This is a genomic window from Streptomyces sp. NPDC013157 (assembly GCF_042899865.1).
Taxonomy (GTDB): domain Bacteria; phylum Actinomycetota; class Actinomycetes; order Streptomycetales; family Streptomycetaceae; genus Streptomyces.
In genome coordinates this window covers 284,973-302,653 of sequence record NZ_JBIBAK010000005.1, presented here as the reverse complement: position 1 = coordinate 302,653, position 17,681 = coordinate 284,973, and the positions used below count along the sequence as shown (strand labels likewise).

Sequence of the window (17,681 nt, the reverse complement as noted above, 5' to 3'; positions counted from 1 at the left end):
ACACCTCCCGCACCAGGCACACAAGGAGCACGCATGACCCTGCAAGGAAAGGTCGCGGTCGTCACCGGCGGCGCCCGTGGAATCGGACGGGCGATCGCGGTCGTCCTCGCCTCGCGCGGCGCGGCGGTCGCCGTCTGGGACCTGAACGCCGAAGGCGCGGAGAAGACCGTGGCCGAGATCCAGGAGGCGGGCGGCACCGCGATCGCCGTGGCCGGCGACGCCGCCGACGCCCCGGCCGTCGCCGCCGCGGCGGCCCGGACCCGCGAGGAACTGGGCGCCGTCACGATCCTCGTCAACAACGCCGGGACCACCGCCTACGTGCCCTTCACCGGCATCAGCGAGGCGGCCTGGGACCGCATGATCGGCATCAACCTCAAGGGACCGTTCCTGGTCACCAAGGAACTGGTGCCGGACATGCTGGCGGCGGGCTGGGGGCGGATCGTCAACATCTCGTCCTCGTCCGCGCAGACCGGCGCCCCCGCCATGGCCCACTACGCGGCCTCCAAGGGCGGCGTCATCGGCCTCACCCGGGCCCTCGCGATCGAGTACGCCGACAAGGGCATCACCGTCAACCACGTCCCGCCGGGCTTCATCGACACCCCGCTGGTCCGCGAGGGTCCCGTCGACGTGGAGGCGGCCGCGGCCACCATGCCCATGAAGCGGGCCGGGCAGCCCGAGGACATCGCCTACGCGGTGGCCTACCTCGCCTCCGAGGAGGCCGGCTACGTGACCGGCCAGAGCCTCAGCGCCAACGGCGGGCGCTACCTCCTCTGAGCCCCGCCGGGCACGACCGGCACGTTGGCGGTGGGCCGTCCAGCCTCGCGCGACGGGCGCTGTCCTGCGCGCGAGGCGTCGGCACTTGATCCGAGCCGCGTCCTCATATGGACCGAATTGATTATGGCGACCGGTCGGTCTATTTTTCAGAGACGGACACCGCACCAGAGACCCAAACGGAGTCACGCATGACGATCGACGGCATCGCCAGGGGGAACACGGTCGGCGAGGTGCTCGCATGACCGCCCCGGACCGCGTGCTGGTGGTGGGCGCCTCCGCGTCCGGGCTGACCACCGCGGAAGCACTGCGGCGCAAGGGGTACACCGGCGCCCTCACCGTACTCGGCGACGAGCCCCACGCACCGTACGACCGGCCCCCGCTGTCCAAGCAGGTCCTCGCCGGCGAGTGGGAACCGGAGCGGGCCGCGCTGCGCACCGAGGACGTCCTGTCGGCCCTGGACGCCGAGTTCGCGCTCGGCGACCCGGCCGTCGCGCTGGAGCCGGCGACCCGGACCGTGCGCACCGAGTCCGGCCGGGAGCTGTCCGCCGACGCCGTCGTGATCGCCACCGGCGTACGGGCACGGCGGCTGCCCGGCCAGGACGCGCTCGCCGGGGTGCACGTGCTGCGCACCCTCGACGACGCACTGGCCCTGCGCAAGGACCTGCTGGCCGGCCGGCGGCTGGTGGTCGTCGGCGAAGGCGTCCTCGGCTCCGAGATCGCGGCCACCGCGTGCAAGCTCGGCCTCGACGTCACCCTGACCGGCCCCCTCGACGCGCCCATGGCTCTGCAGGTGGGCCCGCTGGTGTCCGGCGTGCTGGCCGAACTGCACACCGAACGCGGTGTCCGGCTGCGCCTGGGCCACGGCGTCGTCGGGCTCACCGGCGACGGCGCGGGCCGGGTGGCGGGCGTGCGGCTCGCCGGCGGAGAGACACTGCCGGCCGATGTCGTGGTCGTCGCGATCGGCGCCGTACCGGCGACGGAGTGGCTCGCGGGCAGCGGGCTGCGGCTGGACAACGGCGTGGTCTGCGACGCCCGCTGCCGGGCCGCGGAGGGCATCTACGCCGTCGGCGACGTGGCCCGCTGGCACCACGAGCGGCTCGGCCGCCCGGTCCGCCTGGAGAACCGTACGAACGCCACCGAGCAGGCCATCGCGGTGGCCGCGGCGATCCTCGGCGAGGACCGGCCGTACGCGCCCGTCCCGTACTTCTGGACGGACCAGTTCGACGCCAAGCTCCAGGTGCACGGCTTCCTGCCGGCCGAGGCCGAAGTCGACGTCGTCGAGGGAGATCTGACGGCCCGTCGCTTCGTCGCCCGCTACCGGCTGGACGGCGTGGTCACCGGAGTCCTCGGCTGGAACATGCCCAAGCAGGCCCGGGTGCGCCGACAGGAGATCGTCGACGCCTTCCGTACCCCCATCCCCACCCCCTGAACGAGCTGGAGAGATCCCATGAAGGTCGTCGTCGACGAGGAGAAGTGTGTCGCGGCCGGACAGTGCGTGGCCGCCGCCATGGACGTGTTCGACCAGCGCGAGGACGACGGCATCGTCGTGGTCCTCAACGAGAACCCGCCCGCGGAACTGGCCGACGAGGTCCGCAACGCGGCCGCGGTCTGCCCGGCGCTGGCCATCCGCATCGAGGAATAGCCCACCCGCGCCCGCTCCTTCCCCCCACCCCATCACCGTAGGAGAACCCATGGCCGAGGCAGAGGCCCGAACCGCCCCCGACGAGAAGGTCTACCACTACCAGGACGACCGGGACGCCAAGTGCCCCTTCGCCCCGCCGCCCGGGCTGCGTGCCCTGAACGAGAAGGGGCCGGTCACCCGGGGCCGGATCTGGGACGGCAGCACCCCCTGGCTCGTCACCGGACACGCCGCCCAGCGCGCCATCCTGTCCGACCCCAGGGTCAGCTCGGACGACAAGCAGGCCGGTTTCCCCTACCCGAACCGGGCCATGGCGGAGACGGCGCACCTCCACCCGCTCACGATCTTCAACGCGGACGGCGCCGACCACACCCGGATCCGCCGCATGATGACCCGGCCCTTCACCCGTCCCCGGATGGAGGCGCTGCGGCCCGAGATCCAGCGGATCACCGACGACCTCATCGACAAGATGCTCGCGGGCCCCAAGCCGGTCGACCTGGTGCACGCGCTGTCGCTCCCGCTGCCCTCGCTGATGATCTGCGCACTGCTCGGAGTGCCGTACGACGACCACGAGTTCTTCCACGAGCACGCGTCCTTCGCCACCCGCAGCGACAAGACCACCGAGGAGCAGAACCGCGCCAACCAGGCGCTGGGCGGCTACCTGGCGGCACTCCTCCAGAAGAAGATGGAGGAGCCGGGTGAGGACGTGCTCTCGGACTTCGCCGCGCGCATCGACGACGGCGACCTCACCCTTCCCGAAGCCACCCTGCTCGCCATGATCCTGCTGATCGCCGGTCACGAGACCAGCGCGACGATGATCACGGTGGGCACGGCGCTGCTCATGGACAATCCCGAGCAGCTGGCCAGGCTGCGCGAGATCGAGGACACCAAGGACGCGGCACCCGCCGTCGAGGAGATCCTGCGCTACCTGACCGTCGCCCAGTTCGGGCAGCGCCGGATCGCCGCCGAGGACTTCGAGTTCGAGGGCGCCGAGATCAAGGCCGGTGACGGCATCGTCGTCCCGCTGCCCGCCGGCAACTGGGACCCGCAGGCGTTCCCCGACCCGGAGAAACTCGACCTCACCCGGGACTCCCGGCACCACCACGCCTTCGGCTGGGGCATCCACCAGTGCCTGGGCCAGCAGCTCGCGCGCATCGAGCTGCAGGTCGTCTACGGCACCCTCTACCGGCGCATCCCGACCCTGCACCTCGCGGTCGACCGGGACGAACTCGAATTCCGGCCGTCCGACGCGCTCGCCTTCGGCATCAGCGAGCTGCCGGTCACCTGGTAGCCGGGGCGTCCCGAAGGCCCCGCACCATCCGCCGGTTCCGCCCGCCCGGACGGGACCGGTGTTCCGTATCCCGCACGCAACCGTCGCACAACAGGAGTCAGGCATGAGCAAGTTGAGCTTCGAAGGGCGCGTCGCCGTGGTCACCGGCGCGGGTCGTGGCATCGGCCGGGCCCATGCCCGCCTCCTGGCGGCACGCGGGGCCAAGGTCGTCGTCAACGACCTGGGCGGTTCCATGGAGGGCGACGGCTCGGACGCGGGTCCCGCGCAGAAGGCCGTCGACGAGATCACGGCGGCGGGCGGCGAGGCCGTCGCGGACACCCACGACGTCTCCACACCGGCCGGAGGCCAGGCGATCGTCGACACCGCGGTGGAGCACTTCGGCCGCATCGACATCCTCGTCAACAACGCCGGGATCATCCGCTACGCGGGCCTGCCCGACATCGATGCGGAGAACCTGGAGCGCCACCTCGCCGTGCACCTCGTCGGCTCGTTCAACACGATGCGCGCCGCCTGGCCACACTTCGTGGAGCAGCAGTACGGCCGGGTCGTACTGACCACCTCCAGCGGCATGTTCGGCATGGACAACAACCTGTCGTACGCGGCCGCCAAGGCGGGCACGGTCGGCATGGCCCGCAGCGCGAAGCTGGCGGGGGAGCCGCACAACATCAAGGTCAACCTGATCGCGCCGGCCGCCATGACCCGGATGGGCGGCGGCCCCGAGGAGGAGCCCGCCGAGGCCGCCCCCGGCATGCCGTACATGCCGTCCGACGCCGTCGCGCCCATGGCCGCCTACCTCGCGCACGAGAGCTGCCCGGTCAGCGGCGAGATCTACACGGCAGGCGCGGGACGCTTCGCACGCCTGTTCCTCGCCTCCACGGAGGGCTACGCCCACGAGGCCGGTCCGGCCTCGGTGGAGGACGTGGCCGCGAACTGGGAGGCCATCAACGACGAGAAGGGCTACTACGTGCCCTCCGACCTTATGGCGTGGACCGGGGCCTTCCTGAAGCACCAGTTCCAGCTCGGGACGGGGGCCGCGGACTCGTGAGCGGCGTCTGACGACACCGGGCTCCCTGTCCTTCTGTTCCCTCCTGAGCTTTTCTGGGCTCTTTCGTTGCCGCGCGAACTCTGATGTTCGCGCGGCATTTTTTGTGCTGTCTCGGAAGCGACCGCCTCATCGAACTTTCTCCGGTTCGAAGGATTGATTGTACCGACCGTTAGGTCTACGTTACGTGCGACGCCCGTACCTGAGCGTCCCCGCATCTCCCCTGGGCCGACGAGATACGTCGGCGACCCGGATCGGCCCGCTCACCGCTGTGCCGTCCGATCTCCCCTCCGGCAAGGCGCACCAGGCCGTGTCTGTCCGCGGCGGCTTCCCGCGCCCCCGACCGTCCACGGAAGGCCCCCATGTCCCAGACGCAGACCGTTCCGCCAGAGGCGGACGACAGATCCCGCTCCACCACACGCAACGTGCTCGTCGTCGTCGCGCTGTTGTGGACGGTCCAACTCGTGTCGCTCGTCGCCGCGCTGTCCGGCATCGCCCAGGCCGACGTCGCGATCCACTTCCGGACCACCCAGATCGCCTGGTTCACCCTGATGACCCTGCTGACAGGGACCTTCTTCCTGCCGTTCATGGTCAAGGGCGCCGCCCTGTTCGGCAAGAAGCGCGTCCTGCTCGTCGCCACCGGGCTCGGCTTCGCCGGCGACCTGCTCGCCGCCGTCGCCACCGACTACCGCACGCTGCTGATCGGACGCGGACTCGCCGGCGTCTACGCGGCCACGATGCCCATCGGCTACGCCATCACCCGCGACATCTTCCCGCGCCGCTGGGTCGGCATCGCCAGCGGCATCCTCGCCGGTGGCGTCGGTCTGGTCGCCTTCGGCGGACCGTTCCTGGCCGGCTGGCTGCTGGACGACTACGGCTTCCGCGGCGTGCTGTGGTTCATGGCCATCAGCACCGCGGTGAGCTTCGCGATGGTGGCGGTCTTCGTCCCGGAGAGCCCGGTCCGGCAGAGCACCGGCCGCATGGACTGGACCGGCGGGCTCCTCCTCGGCGCCGGGGTCACCGGGCTCGTGTACGCGGTCGGAGAAGGGGCCGACTGGGGCTGGGGCAGCGGGAAGTTCATCGGCTACGTCGCGGGCGCGGTGGTCGCGCTGATCGCCTTCCTGGTCGTCGAGCGCCGGGTGGCCGAACCGCTGTTCCCGCCGGCCATGACCCGCCGCCGGCCCGTGTGGACCGTCCTGCTGGCCACCTCGGTGGCGGCCGGCTCGCTGAGCGCCGTCGGCGTGGTCATCCAGCTGCTGGTGCTGATGCCGAACATCCCGCACGTCTCCGAGGGCCTCGGCTGGTCCGGCACCCACAACGCCATCGTCACCAGCCCGATCAGCGCGATGATCATCGTGGCGGCCGTGGGCACCGGCTGGGCCGCCCGCCGCGTGGACGCCCGGGTCCTGCTCGCCGTCGGCTCCGCGCTCACCGTCCTCGGGTACGGCATCGGTACGCACCTGCACCACAGCGGCCCCCAGATCGTGGGCATGGGCGTGATCGCGGGCTTCGGCACCGGCATGGTCGTCGCCGTCGTCCCCATCATGATCATCGAGGTGGTGACGCCGGCCGAACAGGCTCTCGCCAACGGCGCCCAGACCCTCGCCCAGGGTGTCGCCCAGATCATCGTCTCCCAGCTGGCCTTCGTGGTCATGGCCCGGCACGGAGTGGTCCTCAAGGGCACCCAGTTCTACCTCGACAAGGGCTTCACCAACGGCCTCTGGCTCGTCGTCGGATGCTGCGCCCTCGGGACGCTGCTGGTCGCGCTCGTGCCGGGGAGCAGGCGGCTGGGCGAGGCCGCCGATACCCCGGCCGTGCAGGTGGCCTGAGAGGGCGCGGGTCCCTCCGGGAGGGGGCTGCCGGCCACTGGCCGGCAGCCCCCCGGCGCGGGTCCGGGCCTTCCGTGGTGGAGCGGGCTGCACCACGGGTCCGGGAGCCCGCTTCCTCGTGACGGCGGTCGCGCCACGGAATCGTGGAGGGCGGAGATCACGGGGGCGCCGAGCTCCCGGGCCCGAGGAATTCCGCAGGCGGACGCGTGCAGCGCCGCCGTGAGAAGGGACCGCCACCATGGCCGCCGACCGCCGCCGACGCATCACCGCTCTCGCCACCGTCGCAGCCGCCGTCACCCTGACCGCCGCCCTCGCCACCGGTTGCGACCCCGACGACTCGCTGGACTGCCTCACCAACGCCGACTCCATCGCCGACAGCATCACAGCCATCAACCAGGCGGGTGCGGACGCGGCGGAGGACCCGGCGAAGACCGGGGAGTCCATCACCACCATCGAGAAGAACCTGGACAAGATCGACGACAAGACGGACGACGGCAAGGTCGGCAAGGCTGTCGACGACCTCGACAAGGCGATCAAGGACTACAACAAGGCCGTCCTGGACGGCGACACGAATCCCGACCCGAGCGGGATCGATGCCGCGGCGGCCCGGCTGAAGACCGTGTGCACGCCGTGAGGCCGGGGCGTGGAGTCCGTGAAGACGGCCGCGGGCGAGCCCGTGGTCGGGCTCCGGGCCTGCCGTGGCAGAGGTGTCCCGGCCCCGCCGGGGCCCGGACACCGCCACCCGGGAGACACTCGTGCTGTGACGAGTGTCTCTAGTGAGGAGTGGCGCATGACCACGGTAGGTATTGCCACCGGTGCCGGTCGCGGGACGGGGCAGGCATGCGCGAGCCGTCTGGCCGACCTGGTGGACGTGCTGTTGCTGGTCGACCAGGACGAAGCCGCCGTGGCCGCGTACGCGAAGGACCTGTCGAGCCAGGGCAGGAAAGCCGTCGCCGAGCCGTTCGCGGGCACCACGGCCGACCGCGACGACGTGGCCCGGCTGGCCGGCCGGGCCGCGGAACTCGGTACGCTCCGGGCCGTCGTGCACGCGGAGAGCGTCACCCCGGAGGAGGCCGACTGGCGCACGGTCCTCCAGGGCGACTTCGTCGCGACCGCCCTGCTGGCGGAGGCGCTGCGCCCGCTGGCCACCGCCGGTACGGCGTTCGTGTACCTGGCCTCCGTGTCCCCGCTGATCGCCCACGTCGACCCGGACCCGGCGGTCGCGGCCGTCCTGGACGACCCGCTGCGGGAGGACTTCCTCGACCGGGTCCGCGACGCGGTGGGCCCGGCGCTCGAGGATCCCGCCTGGGTCTACCCGTGGGCCACCTACGGCGTGCACCGCTTCGTGCCGGCCGAGGCGGTGCGGCTCGGGCCGGCCGGTGCCCGGGCGTGCTCGCTGTCGCCCGGCGCGATCGACACCCCGGAGACGCGGCTGGAGATGGCCCGGCACGCGTCGGTACGGGAGCTCATCGAGCGCACGCCGGTGGGCCGCCCCGGGCGGAGCGAGGAGGTCGCCGCCGTCGCCGCGTTCCTGCTGTCCGACGAGGCGAGCTTCGTGAACGGCGTCGACATCGTGGTGGACGGCGGTCTGTGCGCGGCGATGCGGGAGGAGTAGCGCCGGGGAGTGCTCCGTGGGGGTGGCGTCGGGGAGTTGTGCGACTGCGGCTGCGTGGGGGGCTGGTCGCGCAGCTCCCCGCGCCCCTTCGGAGCGCTGGTTGCTCCAGTCATTCTCGCTTGCGGTATTGGCATTCTCATTTTTCGCAAGTACCGTATCCGAACGATGAATGACTACGCGCAGACCTCGTCCGGCATCCCGCTGAAGCCGGTCTACGGACCGGCGGACCGGGCTGCCGAGCCGCCCGCGCCGGGCACGTTCCCGTTCACGCGCGGCAACTACGCCTCCGGATACCGGGGGCGGCTGTGGACGCTCAGGCAGTACTCGGGGTTCGGCACCGCCGAGGAGTCGAACCGGCGTTACCGGTATCTGCTGGCGCAGGGCGGTACCGGCCTGTCCGTGGCGCTCGACCTGCCGACCCAGTGCGGCTACGACTCCGACGACCCCGAGGTGAGCGAGGAGGTCGGCCGGGTCGGCGTCGCCGTCGACACGCTGGCCGACGCCGAGGTGCTCTTCGAGGGCATCCCGCTGGACCGCATCAGCACCAGCTTCACCGTCAACGGGACGGCGGCGATCCTGCTCGCCCTCTACGTGGCCGCCGCCGAGCGCGGGGGAGTGCCCCGGGCCAAGCTCACCGGCACCATCCAGAACGACATTCTCAAGGAGTACGCCTCCCGCGGCACCTGGATCTGGCCGCCCGAGCCGTCCCTCAGGCTGATCGCCGACACCATCGAGTTCTGCGCGGCCGAGGTGCCGAGGTTCAACGCGATCTCGGTGGCCGGCGCGCACTTCCGCGACGCGGGCGCCAACGCCGTCCAGGAGATGGCGTTCACGCTCGCCGACGGCGTGACGTACTGCGACACCGTGCTGGAGCGCGGCCGGATGGCGATCGACCGGTTCGCCCCGCAGGTCTCCTTCTTCTTCTACACGCACGGCGATTTCTTCGAGGAGATCGCCAAGTACCGTGCCGGACGCAGGCGTTGGGCGACCATCGTGCGGGAGCGGTACGGCGCCGCGGCCGACAAGGCGGCCATGTTCCGCTTCGGCTGCGTGGCCGGCGGCGCCTCGCTGTACGCCCCGCAGGCCCGCAACAACACCGTCCGGGTCGCCTACGAGGCCCTGGCGTCGGTGCTCGGCGGCGTCCAGTCGATGTTCACCGCCGCCTGGGACGAGCCGTTCGCCCTGCCCAGCGAGGAGTCGGCCACCCTGGCCCTGCGCACCCAGCAGATCCTCGCCCACGAGACCGGCGTCGCCCGCGTCGCCGACCCGCTGGGCGGCTCGTACTTCGTGGAGGCGCTCACGGACGCCACGGAGGAGCGGATCGTCGAGATCATGGCGGACCTGGAGGCCCACGGCGGCATGGTCCGGGCGATCGAGGACGGCTATCTGCAGGGGCTCATCGCGGACGAGGCCTACCGTATCCACCTGGAGGTCGAGGGCGGCGAGCGGCCGGTGATCGGCGTCAACCGCCACGTCGACGAGCACGAGCCCGCCCCCGACATCGCCACCTACGCACTCGACGCGCGGGGCCGCGAGACCCAGCTGAAGCGGCTGGCGCGCGTCAGGGCCGAGCGCGACCCCGCCGACGTCCGCGCCCGGCTGGCCGCCCTCTCCCGGGCCGCCGAGAGCACCGACAACCTGATGGGCCCCCTGATCGACTGCGCCAACGCCTACTGCACGGTCGGCGAGATGGTCACGGCGCTGAAGGACGTGTGGGGCGAGTTCCGGCAACCGGTGGTGTTCTGATGGGGAATCCGGTGATGCACTGATGGCGGCTCGCATTCTCATCGCCAAGCCCGGCCTGGACGGCCACGACCGGGGCGCCAAGATCGTGGCACGGGCGCTGCGCGACGCCGGCTTCGAGGTCGTCTTCACCGGCATCCGGCAGCGCGTCGACGACATCGTGGCCACCGCCGTCCAGGAGGACGTGGCGATGGTCGGCCTGAGCATGCTGTCCGGCGCCCATCTGGCGCTGACCGCCCGGACCGTCGAGGGACTGCGGGCCGCCGACGCCGGTGACATCACGGTCGTCGTCGGCGGCACCATCCCGCCGGCGGACGTCCCGCGCCTGAAGGCCGCGGGCGCGGCGGGGGTGTTCCCCACCGGTACCCCCCTGGACGCCGTGGTCGCCGAGGTGCGCGCGCTCACGACGTCCTCCTGACCCTCCGCGTGCGCGGAGCCCCGAACCCGGACCATCTGGAGGGAACGTGCGGATCGGTGTCATGATCGGGCCCGAGCGGGGCGACTCCGCGCGGAAGGTCTCGCGCATGATCGCGGACGTGGAGTGGGCCGAGAGCGCCGGGCTGGACACCGCCTGGGTGCCTCAGGTCCCGTCGGACTTCGACGCGTTGACCGCCGTGGCGCTGATGGGCGCGCGCACCTCCCGGATCGAGCTGGGCACCGCCGTCGTACCGCTGCAGGCCCAGCATCCCGTCGCGCTGGCCCGCCAGGCGCTGTCCGCTCAGGCGGCCACCGGCGGACGGCTCGCCCTCGGCGTGGGCCCCTCGCACCACTGGATCGTCCAGGGCATGCTCGGCCTGCCCTACGAGCGCCCGGCCGGTCTCACCCGTGACTACCTGGACGTCCTGGACGCGGCCCGCAGCGGCCCCGGCCCCATCGACGTCGAGAACGCCACCTACACCGTGCACAATCCGCTCGACCTGGCCCCGGTCGCCCCGCTGCCGGTCCTGCTGGCCGCCCTCGGCCCGGTCATGCTGGCCCTCGCGGGCGAGCGCGCCGACGGCACCGTGCTGTGGATGGCCGACGAACGCGCCGTCGCCGACCACGTCGTCCCCCGGATCACCAAGGCCGCCGAGGCCTCCGGGCGCCCCGCGCCGCGCGTCGTCGCCGGCATCCCGGTGTGCCTGTGCCGGCCCTCCGAGGTCGACGCGGCCCGGGAACGCGCGAACCGCATTCTCGGCGAGGCCGAGATCTCGCCGAACTACCAGCGGCTGCTGGGGTACGGCGACGCCGAGGACGTCGGCGACCTGTGCGCGGCGGGCGACGAGGCGGCGATCGCGGCCCGGTTCAGGCGGTTCGCGGACGCGGGCGTCACCGACCTGTCCGTACGGTTGCTGCCCATCGGCGACGGCCGCGAGGAACTGATCGCCTCCAAGCGCCGCACCCGGGAGATGATCGCCGGCCTGGCGGCGGATTTCCGGTGAGCCCCGGCCCCCTCGCCGGCATCCGCGTCCTGGAGGTCGGCCACATCCTCGCGGGCCCCTTCGCCACGATGCTCCTCGCCGACCTCGGTGCCGAGGTCACCAAGATCGAGCCGCCCGGCGGCGACCTCTCCCGGCAGGTGGGCGACGCCTACTTCGCCAGCATCAACCGCAACAAGCGCAGCATCTGCCTCGACCTCACGACCGAGCGAGGGCGCCTGAGACTGGGCGAGCTGGCCGCCGACGCGCACGCGCTGCTGGTCAACCTCAAGCCGTCGGTGATCCGGCGCCTGGGGCTGACGTACGACGGCCTGCGCCGCCACAACGAACGGCTCGTGTGTGTCGCGGTCACCGGATACGGCCTGGACGGCGGGGACGACCCGGCCTTCGACTACGTCATCCAGGCCGCGACCGGTGTGGCCGCGCTGACCGGCGACCCGGACGGACCGCCGACCCTGCCCGGGTACTCGTCCGCCGACAACTCCGCGGCCCTGACAGCGGCGTTGGGCCTGCTCGCCCAGATCGTCTCCGGGCGCGGCGGACAGGTCGACGTGGCGCTGCGGGACGTGATGCTCGCCCAGCTCAACTACCGTGCCTCCGCCTACCTCAACGACGGCGTCGAGCCGCGCCGCATGCCGGGCGGCGCGCACTCCTACTACGTGCCGGCCCAGCTCTTCCCCACCCAGGAAGGGCACTTGGCGCTGTTCGTCACCCACGACGGCTTCTGGCGCGGTTTCGCCGCCGAGGCCGGGATCGACGGCTTCCGGACGATGGCCGAGCGGGCCGCCCGCCGCGACGAGGTCCTCACCGCCGTCACCCGCGCCCTGGCCGCCGACACGGCGAAGGGCTGGGAGGCGCGACTGCGCCCGCTCGGCATCCCGGCGGCGGCCGTGCGCACCCTGCCCGAGGCCCTGGACGCCACCCCGGAGATGATCGTCCGGGCGGGCGGCTACCGCCTGGTCGGCAGCCCGGTCAGGGTCGCCGGTTACGAGCCCGAGTTCCGGCCGCCGCCCCGGCTCGGCGAACACGGCTCACTCGTAGTGGACGGTGACTGACCCCGCGTCCGGGATGCCCTGGCAGGTGAGGACGTAGCCCTCGGCGACCTCCTCCTCGGTGAGCGCGTCGTTCACCCGCATCGTCGCGCTGCCCTCCGTCAGCCTGGCCATGCAGGTCGCGCAGTTGCCCGCCTCGCAGGAGGACGGCGGGGTCAGGCCGGCCCGTCGGGCGGTCTGCAGCAGCGTCTCGTTCGGGTGCTTGCGCACCGACACGCGCCTGGTGCCGAGCTGGATCGTGACGGTGCCGGTGTCCGCGGCGGGAGCGGTCCCGTCCGGCACGGGCGTCGGCGCGTCGCCGCCGAACCGCTCGCTGAAGATGCGCCCGGGCCCGGGCAGCGCCGACTCCACGAGCGCCATGAAGGGCTCAGGACCGCACACGTACGCGTCCGCGGCACCGTCCGGCCCGACGAACTCCCGTACCGCGGCCGGGTCGAGGAACCCGCGGTCGGCGTCGAGGTGCCGCAGGACCGTCAGACGGCCGGGATACCGCGCGGCCAGGTCCTCCAGCGCCGAGCGGAAGATCGCCGCGTCGCGGTCGCGGTCGGCACAGAGCAGCCGGACACTCCGGCCGGTACCGGCGAGGGTGCTCTTGGCCAGGGACAGGATCGGGGTGATGCCGCTGCCGCCGCTGAAACCGAGCAGCGGCGTCGCGGCCGGGCGCAGGCAGAACCGGCCGCGGGGCAAGGTCAGTTCGAGTTCGTCGCCCTCCCCGACACGGTCGATCAGCCAGTTGGAGACCTTGCCGTCCGGGACGCGCTTGACCGTCGTCATCAGCTCGGCGTCGCACTCCGGAGCGCTGGACATCGAGTACGAACGCAGCAGGTCGCGGCCGTCGACCCGGACCCGGAAGACACAGAACTGTCCGGCCTGGTACGAGAACGGGCCGTCCTGCGGGTCCAGCACGAAGGTCCGGGCGTCGGCGGTCTCCTGAACGATCTTGACGACGGTCGCGCGCCGGAACAGTGCGGGGCTCGCCATGGACGCCCTCCTCCACCTCTGGTATCAAGGTTCTGTCGAAACGAGAATACTATTCTCTCCTGGCTGATGGGATCCTCTCAAGGGGTGGGAGCGAGAGATGGGCGAACGGGCCGCGCTGGTCTTCGAGGACCGTGGGTACAGCCGTACCGAGCTGACGGCCCTCGCGGACGGGCTGGCCGGGACACTGGCCCGGCGGGGTGTGCGGGCGGGGGACCGGGTGGCGCTCATGTCCTCCAACCGGCCGGAGTTCGTGATCGCCGTGCAGGCCCTCTGGCGGCTGGGCGCGGCCGTCGTCCTGCTGAGCCCGGCCTGGAAGCGGGGCGAGGTCGAGCACGCCCTGGAGATCACCGCGCCCGCCCACGCGGTCGGCGACCACCCGGTGCTCGCCGGACTGATGCCGATGCTGCACCTGGACGAGCCGATCGAGCCGGGACGCGGCGAGGAGCTGTCCGTGGACCGGGACGCCGACGCGGTCCTGGTGTTCAGCTCGGGCACCACCGGCATGCCCAAGGCGGTCCGGCACACGCACGCCTCGTTCGCCGCCGCCGTCCGGCACTGGCGGGACGCCCTCGGCCTCACCGCGCGCGACCGCATCCAGGTCGCCACCCCGCCCTCGCACATCCTGGGCCTGCTCAACATCGTCACGGCCCTGGAGGCCGGGGCCTGGCTGCGCCTGCACCGCCGCTTCGACCTGGACCGGCTGCTGCACCACATCGAACTCGACCGCATCACCGTGGAGATGGCTGTCGCCCCGATCGCGCTCGCCATCGCCTCCCACCCGAAGCTGGAGTCGTACGACCTGTCCTCGCTGCGCTACATCATGTGGGGCGCCACCCCGGTGACCCCGAGCATCGCCGAGACGGTGACCCGGCGGACCGGGGTGGGCTGGCTGCCCGCGTACGGGGCGAGCGAACTGCCCGTCATCGCCTGCAACCCGCTCGACGGGGCGCGCCTGGACTCGGCCGGCCGTCCCGTGCCGGGCGTGCGCGTGCGCGTGGTCTCGCTGGAGACGGGGGAGCCCGTCGGGCCGGGCGAGAGCGGGGAGATCGAGGCGCGCTCGGAGTCCCTGATGGCCGGGTACCTGCCGGCCGAGGCGACGGCGGACGCCCTGCACGACGGCTGGTACCGCACCGGCGACGTCGGCAGCGTCGACGCGGACGGGTGGGTGCGCCTCACCGACCGTTCCAAGGAGATGATCAAGGTGCGGGCGTTCCAGGTCGCCCCCGCCGAGGTCGAGGCCGTGTTGCACGGCCATCCGGCGGTCGCCGACTGCGCCGTGTTCGGCGTCCCCGACGGCGCGGACGGGGAGGCGGTCGTCGCGGCGGTCCGGCGGGCCGCGCCGGTCGAGGCCGCCGAACTCGTCGAACTGGTCGGCGGCAGGCTGGCCTCCTACAAACGACCGAGCCGTGTCGAGTTCGTGGCCGAGATCCCGCGCCTGCCCTCGGGAAAGGTGCTGCGGCGAGTTCTCAAGGAACAGGTACTCAAGGAGCGCGATGGACGTACGGCTGACAGCTGAACAACGCCAACTCCGCGACGCGGCCGCCAGGTTGGCCGACGACCTGGGACCCGGCTCGGTCCTCGACCTGGACGACGCCGAGCGGATCGGGCGGCTGGAGAAGGCGGTCGAGGCCACCGGCTGGCGGGCGTTGCGCTCGGACGGCGCCTCCGGTGTCGAGGTGGCCCTCGTCGTGGAGGAGTTCGGGCGGAGACTGGTCGACGTACCGCTTCTCGGACCCGTGCTCGCCGACGACCTGGCCGACGGGGTCTCGTCGGCGACCGTGGCCGTCGACGGCCGGGCGCGGGACGCACGAGGCAGGCGACGGGCCCTGTCCGTCGAGGGCGACCGGGTGCTGTCCACCGGGATCGGCCCGCTCGTTCCCGGCACCGACCTGACCCGCCACGCCGCCGAACTGAGCGGCGCACCCGAGCGGATCGGCATCCTGACCGGCGAAGCGGCCGTCCGCTGGCGGGCGTTGGCCGTGGTCGCCACCTCGGCCGACCTCGTCGGCACGGCCCGCGGCGCGCACACCCTCGCCCTCGACTACGCCAGGATCCGCGCGCAGTACGGCCGGACGATCGGCTCCTACCAGGCGGTGGCCCACCTCCTCGCCGAAGCGCTGGCCCTCATCGAGGGCTCGGTCAGCGTCCTGCGCCACGCCGCCTGGGCCGTCGACGAACTGCCGCCCGCCGAAGCGCTCCGGGCGGCCCGCATCGCCAAGCTCTACTGCGCCCGCGCCGCCCGCACCGTCTGCGAGACGGCCGTCCAGGTGCACGGCGGCATCGGCAACACCTGGGACTGCCTCGCCCATGTCCACCTGCGCCGCGCGCTGACGTCCACCGACCTGTTCCCCGTACGCCTGGAGGAGATCGACCGTGGACTTTCGTGACTCGCCCGAGGAAGCCGCCTTCCGCGACCGCCTGCGCGGCTGGCTGACCGAGCGCGCGGGCACGTTCCCCACCGCCGGCGACGCGTACTGGGCCCGCCAGGGCGAATGGCACCGCGCCCTGCACGCGGCCGGCTTCTTCGGCCTCTCCTGGCCCGCGCAGTACGGCGGCCACGACCTGCCGCCCGTCTACGACGTCATCCTCGACGAGGAACTCGCCCGCGCCGGCGCCCCCGCCCGCCCCAGCCTCGGCTACCTCGTCCAGGGCCTCGGCCGGCACGGCAGCGAGGAACTGCGCAGGCGCTTCCTGCCCGGCATGATCGACGGCACCGAACGCTGGTGCCAGGGCTTCAGCGAACCCGGCGCCGGCTCCGACCTCGCCTCCCTCACCACCACCGCCACCCGCGACGGCGACACCTACGTCGTCCACGGCCACAAGATCTGGACCAGCTACTCCGACGTCGCCGACTGGTGCCTGCTCCTCGCCCGCACCGACCCGGCGGCACCCCGCCACGAGGGCATCTCCGCGTTCATCGTCGCCATGGACCAATCTGGCGTCGAACAGCGCCCGCTGAAGATGATGAGCGGAGTCACCAAGGAGTTCGGCCAGGTCCTCTTCGACGGCGCCACCGTGCCCGCGGACCAGATGGTCGGCGCGCCCGGCGAGGGCTGGGCGCTGGCCATGACGGTCGTCGGACACGAACGCGAACCCTCGACCCTGGGCTTCACCGCCCGCTACGGAAAGCTCGTCCGCGAACTCGCGGACCGCACGGCCGGCGACACCCTGCCACCGGAGGTCGCCTGGGCGGTCGTCGAGACGGAGATGTTGCGCCTGCACGTGCGCCGGCGCCTGTCCGAACAGCTCGACGGCGTCTCCCACGGCCCCGAGGGCTCCCTGGACAAGCTCCTCATGACCTGGACGGAGCAGACGGTGGGCCACGCCGCCCTGGCCGTCGGCGGCGCCGGCGACCCGGACCTCCTGCACGCCTACCTCTACAGCCGCGCGCAGAGCGTCATGGGCGGCACCTCGCAGATCCAGAAGAACATCATCGCCGCACGGATCCTCGGACTGGGAGCCTGACATGACGGACGGTCGGAACTTGTACGGCATGCCGGAGGAGATCGACGTGCGCGCGGACGGCACGCTGAGGATCATCACCCTGAACCGGCCCGACGCGCTCAACGCCGTCAACGACCCGCTGCACACGGGCCTGGCCCGGCTGTGGCCCCGGCTGGCCGAGGACCGGGAGGCCAGGGCGGCCGTCATCACCGGGGCGGGAAAGGCGTTCTCAGCGGGCGGCGACTTCGCCTACCTCGACGAGATCCGGCAGGATCCCGACCTGCGCGCGAAGACCATCGCCCACGGCCGGGACCTGGTCCTCGGCATGGTCCGCTGCCGCGTCCCGGTCGTCGCCGCCGTCAACGGGCCCGCCGTGGGGCTCGGTTGCAGCCTGGTGGCGCTCAGCGACATCGTCTACATGGCCGAGGGCGCCTACCTCGCCGACCCGCACGTCCAGGTCGGCCTGGTCGCGGCCGACGGCGGCCCGCTCACCTGGCCGCTGCACACCAGCCTGCTGCTCGCCAAGGAGTACGCCCTCACCGGCGCCCGCATCCCGGCCGAGAGGGCCGTCGCCCTCGGGCTGGCCAACCACGTGGTGGCCGACCCGCTCGCCGAGGCCACGGCCTGCGCGAAACGCATCGCGGGACTGCCGAGGCAGGCGGCGGAGAGCACCAAACGCGTCCTCAACATGCATCTGGAGCGCGCGGTTCTCGCCACCCTCGACTACGCCACCACCGCCGAGGAACAGTCCTTCCAGACGGACGACTTCCGCGACACCCTCGCCCGCCTCACCTCCCGGGAGCAGTGACCCGTCCGCCGGTGCGGGGGCGGGGTGCGTCCGTGCGGGGCGGGA

At 72.4% G+C, this 17,681-nt stretch carries 17 protein-coding genes; 16 read left to right on the top strand and 1 reads right to left on the bottom strand.

What is annotated here, in order from left to right; translation table 11 throughout:
* Window positions 1-33: 33 nt before the first annotated feature.
* From ACFY6U_RS17785 to ACFY6U_RS17730, 12 genes are all read left to right on the top strand, one after another.
* Entirely contained in the window at window positions 34-774 is a 741-nt protein-coding gene (locus tag ACFY6U_RS17785) for an SDR family NAD(P)-dependent oxidoreductase (RefSeq protein WP_390039156.1), read from the top strand.
* 238 nt (window positions 775-1,012) lie between these two features.
* Window positions 1,013-2,203, top strand: coding sequence for an NAD(P)/FAD-dependent oxidoreductase (locus tag ACFY6U_RS17780; RefSeq protein WP_390039154.1), 1,191 nt, complete (start codon window positions 1,013-1,015; stop codon window positions 2,201-2,203).
* An 18-nt stretch (window positions 2,204-2,221) separates the two neighbouring features.
* Window positions 2,222-2,416 carry a ferredoxin gene (locus ACFY6U_RS17775; protein ID WP_266423071.1) on the top strand — a complete coding sequence of 65 codons (195 nt, stop codon included), beginning with the start codon at window positions 2,222-2,224 and terminating at the stop codon, window positions 2,414-2,416.
* Between the two features lie 49 nt (window positions 2,417-2,465).
* The gene (locus ACFY6U_RS17770; RefSeq protein WP_390039152.1) at window positions 2,466-3,704 is read left to right on the top strand and encodes a cytochrome P450; all 1,239 of its coding nucleotides are present in this window, start codon (window positions 2,466-2,468) and stop codon (window positions 3,702-3,704) included.
* 103 nt (window positions 3,705-3,807) lie between these two features.
* Complete coding sequence (locus tag ACFY6U_RS17765) at window positions 3,808-4,749, top strand: SDR family NAD(P)-dependent oxidoreductase (RefSeq protein WP_390039150.1); 942 nt, start codon at window positions 3,808-3,810, stop codon at window positions 4,747-4,749.
* Between the two features lie 359 nt (window positions 4,750-5,108).
* Window positions 5,109-6,575, top strand: a complete 1,467-nt coding sequence (locus tag ACFY6U_RS17760) for an MFS transporter (protein WP_390039148.1) — start codon at window positions 5,109-5,111, stop codon at window positions 6,573-6,575.
* A gap of 238 nt (window positions 6,576-6,813) precedes the next feature.
* The gene (locus tag ACFY6U_RS17755) at window positions 6,814-7,209 is read left to right on the top strand and encodes a hypothetical protein (protein ID WP_390039146.1); all 396 of its coding nucleotides are present in this window, start codon (window positions 6,814-6,816) and stop codon (window positions 7,207-7,209) included.
* Between the two features lie 156 nt (window positions 7,210-7,365).
* Window positions 7,366-8,190: an SDR family oxidoreductase gene (locus ACFY6U_RS17750; protein WP_390039144.1), complete on the top strand. Its 825-nt coding sequence runs from the start codon at window positions 7,366-7,368 to the stop codon at window positions 8,188-8,190.
* Between the two features lie 165 nt (window positions 8,191-8,355).
* Window positions 8,356-9,936: a methylmalonyl-CoA mutase family protein gene (locus ACFY6U_RS17745; RefSeq protein ID WP_390039142.1), complete on the top strand. Its 1,581-nt coding sequence runs from the start codon at window positions 8,356-8,358 to the stop codon at window positions 9,934-9,936.
* 22 nt (window positions 9,937-9,958) lie between these two features.
* The gene (locus tag ACFY6U_RS17740) at window positions 9,959-10,351 is read left to right on the top strand and encodes a cobalamin B12-binding domain-containing protein (protein ID WP_390039140.1); all 393 of its coding nucleotides are present in this window, start codon (window positions 9,959-9,961) and stop codon (window positions 10,349-10,351) included.
* 46 nt (window positions 10,352-10,397) lie between these two features.
* The gene (locus ACFY6U_RS17735) at window positions 10,398-11,354 is read left to right on the top strand and encodes a TIGR03564 family F420-dependent LLM class oxidoreductase (protein ID WP_390039138.1); all 957 of its coding nucleotides are present in this window, start codon (window positions 10,398-10,400) and stop codon (window positions 11,352-11,354) included.
* Complete coding sequence (locus ACFY6U_RS17730) at window positions 11,351-12,406, top strand: CaiB/BaiF CoA transferase family protein (protein WP_390039136.1); 1,056 nt, start codon at window positions 11,351-11,353, stop codon at window positions 12,404-12,406. Before ACFY6U_RS17735 ends, ACFY6U_RS17730 begins: the two co-directional genes overlap by 4 nt.
* Here the strand turns inward: ACFY6U_RS17730 and ACFY6U_RS17725 are convergent.
* Window positions 12,383-13,384, bottom strand: a complete 1,002-nt coding sequence (locus ACFY6U_RS17725) for a 2Fe-2S iron-sulfur cluster-binding protein (RefSeq protein WP_390039134.1) — start codon at window positions 13,382-13,384, stop codon at window positions 12,383-12,385. The two genes, ACFY6U_RS17730 and ACFY6U_RS17725, sit on opposite strands and share 24 nt — an antisense overlap.
* Before the next feature lie 97 nt (window positions 13,385-13,481).
* Between ACFY6U_RS17725 and ACFY6U_RS17720 the strand changes: the two genes are divergently transcribed.
* Genes ACFY6U_RS17720 through ACFY6U_RS17705 form a run of 4 tightly spaced genes read left to right on the top strand, consistent with a single transcriptional unit; the run spans window position 13,482 to window position 17,636 of the window.
* Window positions 13,482-14,900, top strand: coding sequence for a class I adenylate-forming enzyme family protein (locus ACFY6U_RS17720; protein WP_390039132.1), 1,419 nt, complete (start codon window positions 13,482-13,484; stop codon window positions 14,898-14,900).
* The gene (locus ACFY6U_RS17715; RefSeq protein ID WP_390039130.1) at window positions 14,878-15,771 is read left to right on the top strand and encodes an acyl-CoA dehydrogenase family protein; all 894 of its coding nucleotides are present in this window, start codon (window positions 14,878-14,880) and stop codon (window positions 15,769-15,771) included. Before ACFY6U_RS17720 ends, ACFY6U_RS17715 begins: the two co-directional genes overlap by 23 nt.
* Entirely contained in the window at window positions 15,758-16,849 is a 1,092-nt protein-coding gene (locus ACFY6U_RS17710) for an acyl-CoA dehydrogenase family protein (RefSeq protein ID WP_390039128.1), read from the top strand. The genes ACFY6U_RS17715 and ACFY6U_RS17710 overlap by 14 nt, the downstream gene beginning before the upstream one ends.
* 1 nt (window position 16,850) lies before the next feature.
* Entirely contained in the window at window positions 16,851-17,636 is a 786-nt protein-coding gene (locus ACFY6U_RS17705; protein ID WP_390039126.1) for an enoyl-CoA hydratase/isomerase family protein, read from the top strand.
* Window positions 17,637-17,681 lie beyond the last annotated feature (45 nt).

Bases quoted from the DNA above. Each gene is read 5' to 3' on its own strand.
- ACFY6U_RS17770 (WP_390039152.1), top strand. From the start codon at position 2,466: ATGGCCGAGGCAGAGGCCCGAACCGCCCCCGACGAGAAGGTCTACCAC.
- ACFY6U_RS17740 (WP_390039140.1), top strand. From the start codon at position 9,959: ATGGCGGCTCGCATTCTCATCGCCAAGCCCGGCCTGGACGGCCACGAC.
- ACFY6U_RS17705 (WP_390039126.1), top strand. From the start codon at position 16,851: ATGACGGACGGTCGGAACTTGTACGGCATGCCGGAGGAGATCGACGTG.
- ACFY6U_RS17785 (WP_390039156.1), top strand. From the start codon at position 34: ATGACCCTGCAAGGAAAGGTCGCGGTCGTCACCGGCGGCGCCCGTGGA.
- ACFY6U_RS17765 (WP_390039150.1), top strand. From the start codon at position 3,808: ATGAGCAAGTTGAGCTTCGAAGGGCGCGTCGCCGTGGTCACCGGCGCG.
- ACFY6U_RS17715 (WP_390039130.1), top strand. From the start codon at position 14,878: ATGGACGTACGGCTGACAGCTGAACAACGCCAACTCCGCGACGCGGCC.
- ACFY6U_RS17750 (WP_390039144.1), top strand. From the start codon at position 7,366: ATGACCACGGTAGGTATTGCCACCGGTGCCGGTCGCGGGACGGGGCAG.
- ACFY6U_RS17745 (WP_390039142.1), top strand. From the start codon at position 8,356: ATGAATGACTACGCGCAGACCTCGTCCGGCATCCCGCTGAAGCCGGTC.
- ACFY6U_RS17725 (WP_390039134.1), bottom strand. From the start codon at position 13,384: ATGGCGAGCCCCGCACTGTTCCGGCGCGCGACCGTCGTCAAGATCGTT.
- ACFY6U_RS17755 (WP_390039146.1), top strand. From the start codon at position 6,814: ATGGCCGCCGACCGCCGCCGACGCATCACCGCTCTCGCCACCGTCGCA.
- ACFY6U_RS17760 (WP_390039148.1), top strand. From the start codon at position 5,109: ATGTCCCAGACGCAGACCGTTCCGCCAGAGGCGGACGACAGATCCCGC.
- ACFY6U_RS17775 (WP_266423071.1), top strand. From the start codon at position 2,222: ATGAAGGTCGTCGTCGACGAGGAGAAGTGTGTCGCGGCCGGACAGTGC.
- ACFY6U_RS17720 (WP_390039132.1), top strand. From the start codon at position 13,482: ATGGGCGAACGGGCCGCGCTGGTCTTCGAGGACCGTGGGTACAGCCGT.
- ACFY6U_RS17780 (WP_390039154.1), top strand. From the start codon at position 1,013: ATGACCGCCCCGGACCGCGTGCTGGTGGTGGGCGCCTCCGCGTCCGGG.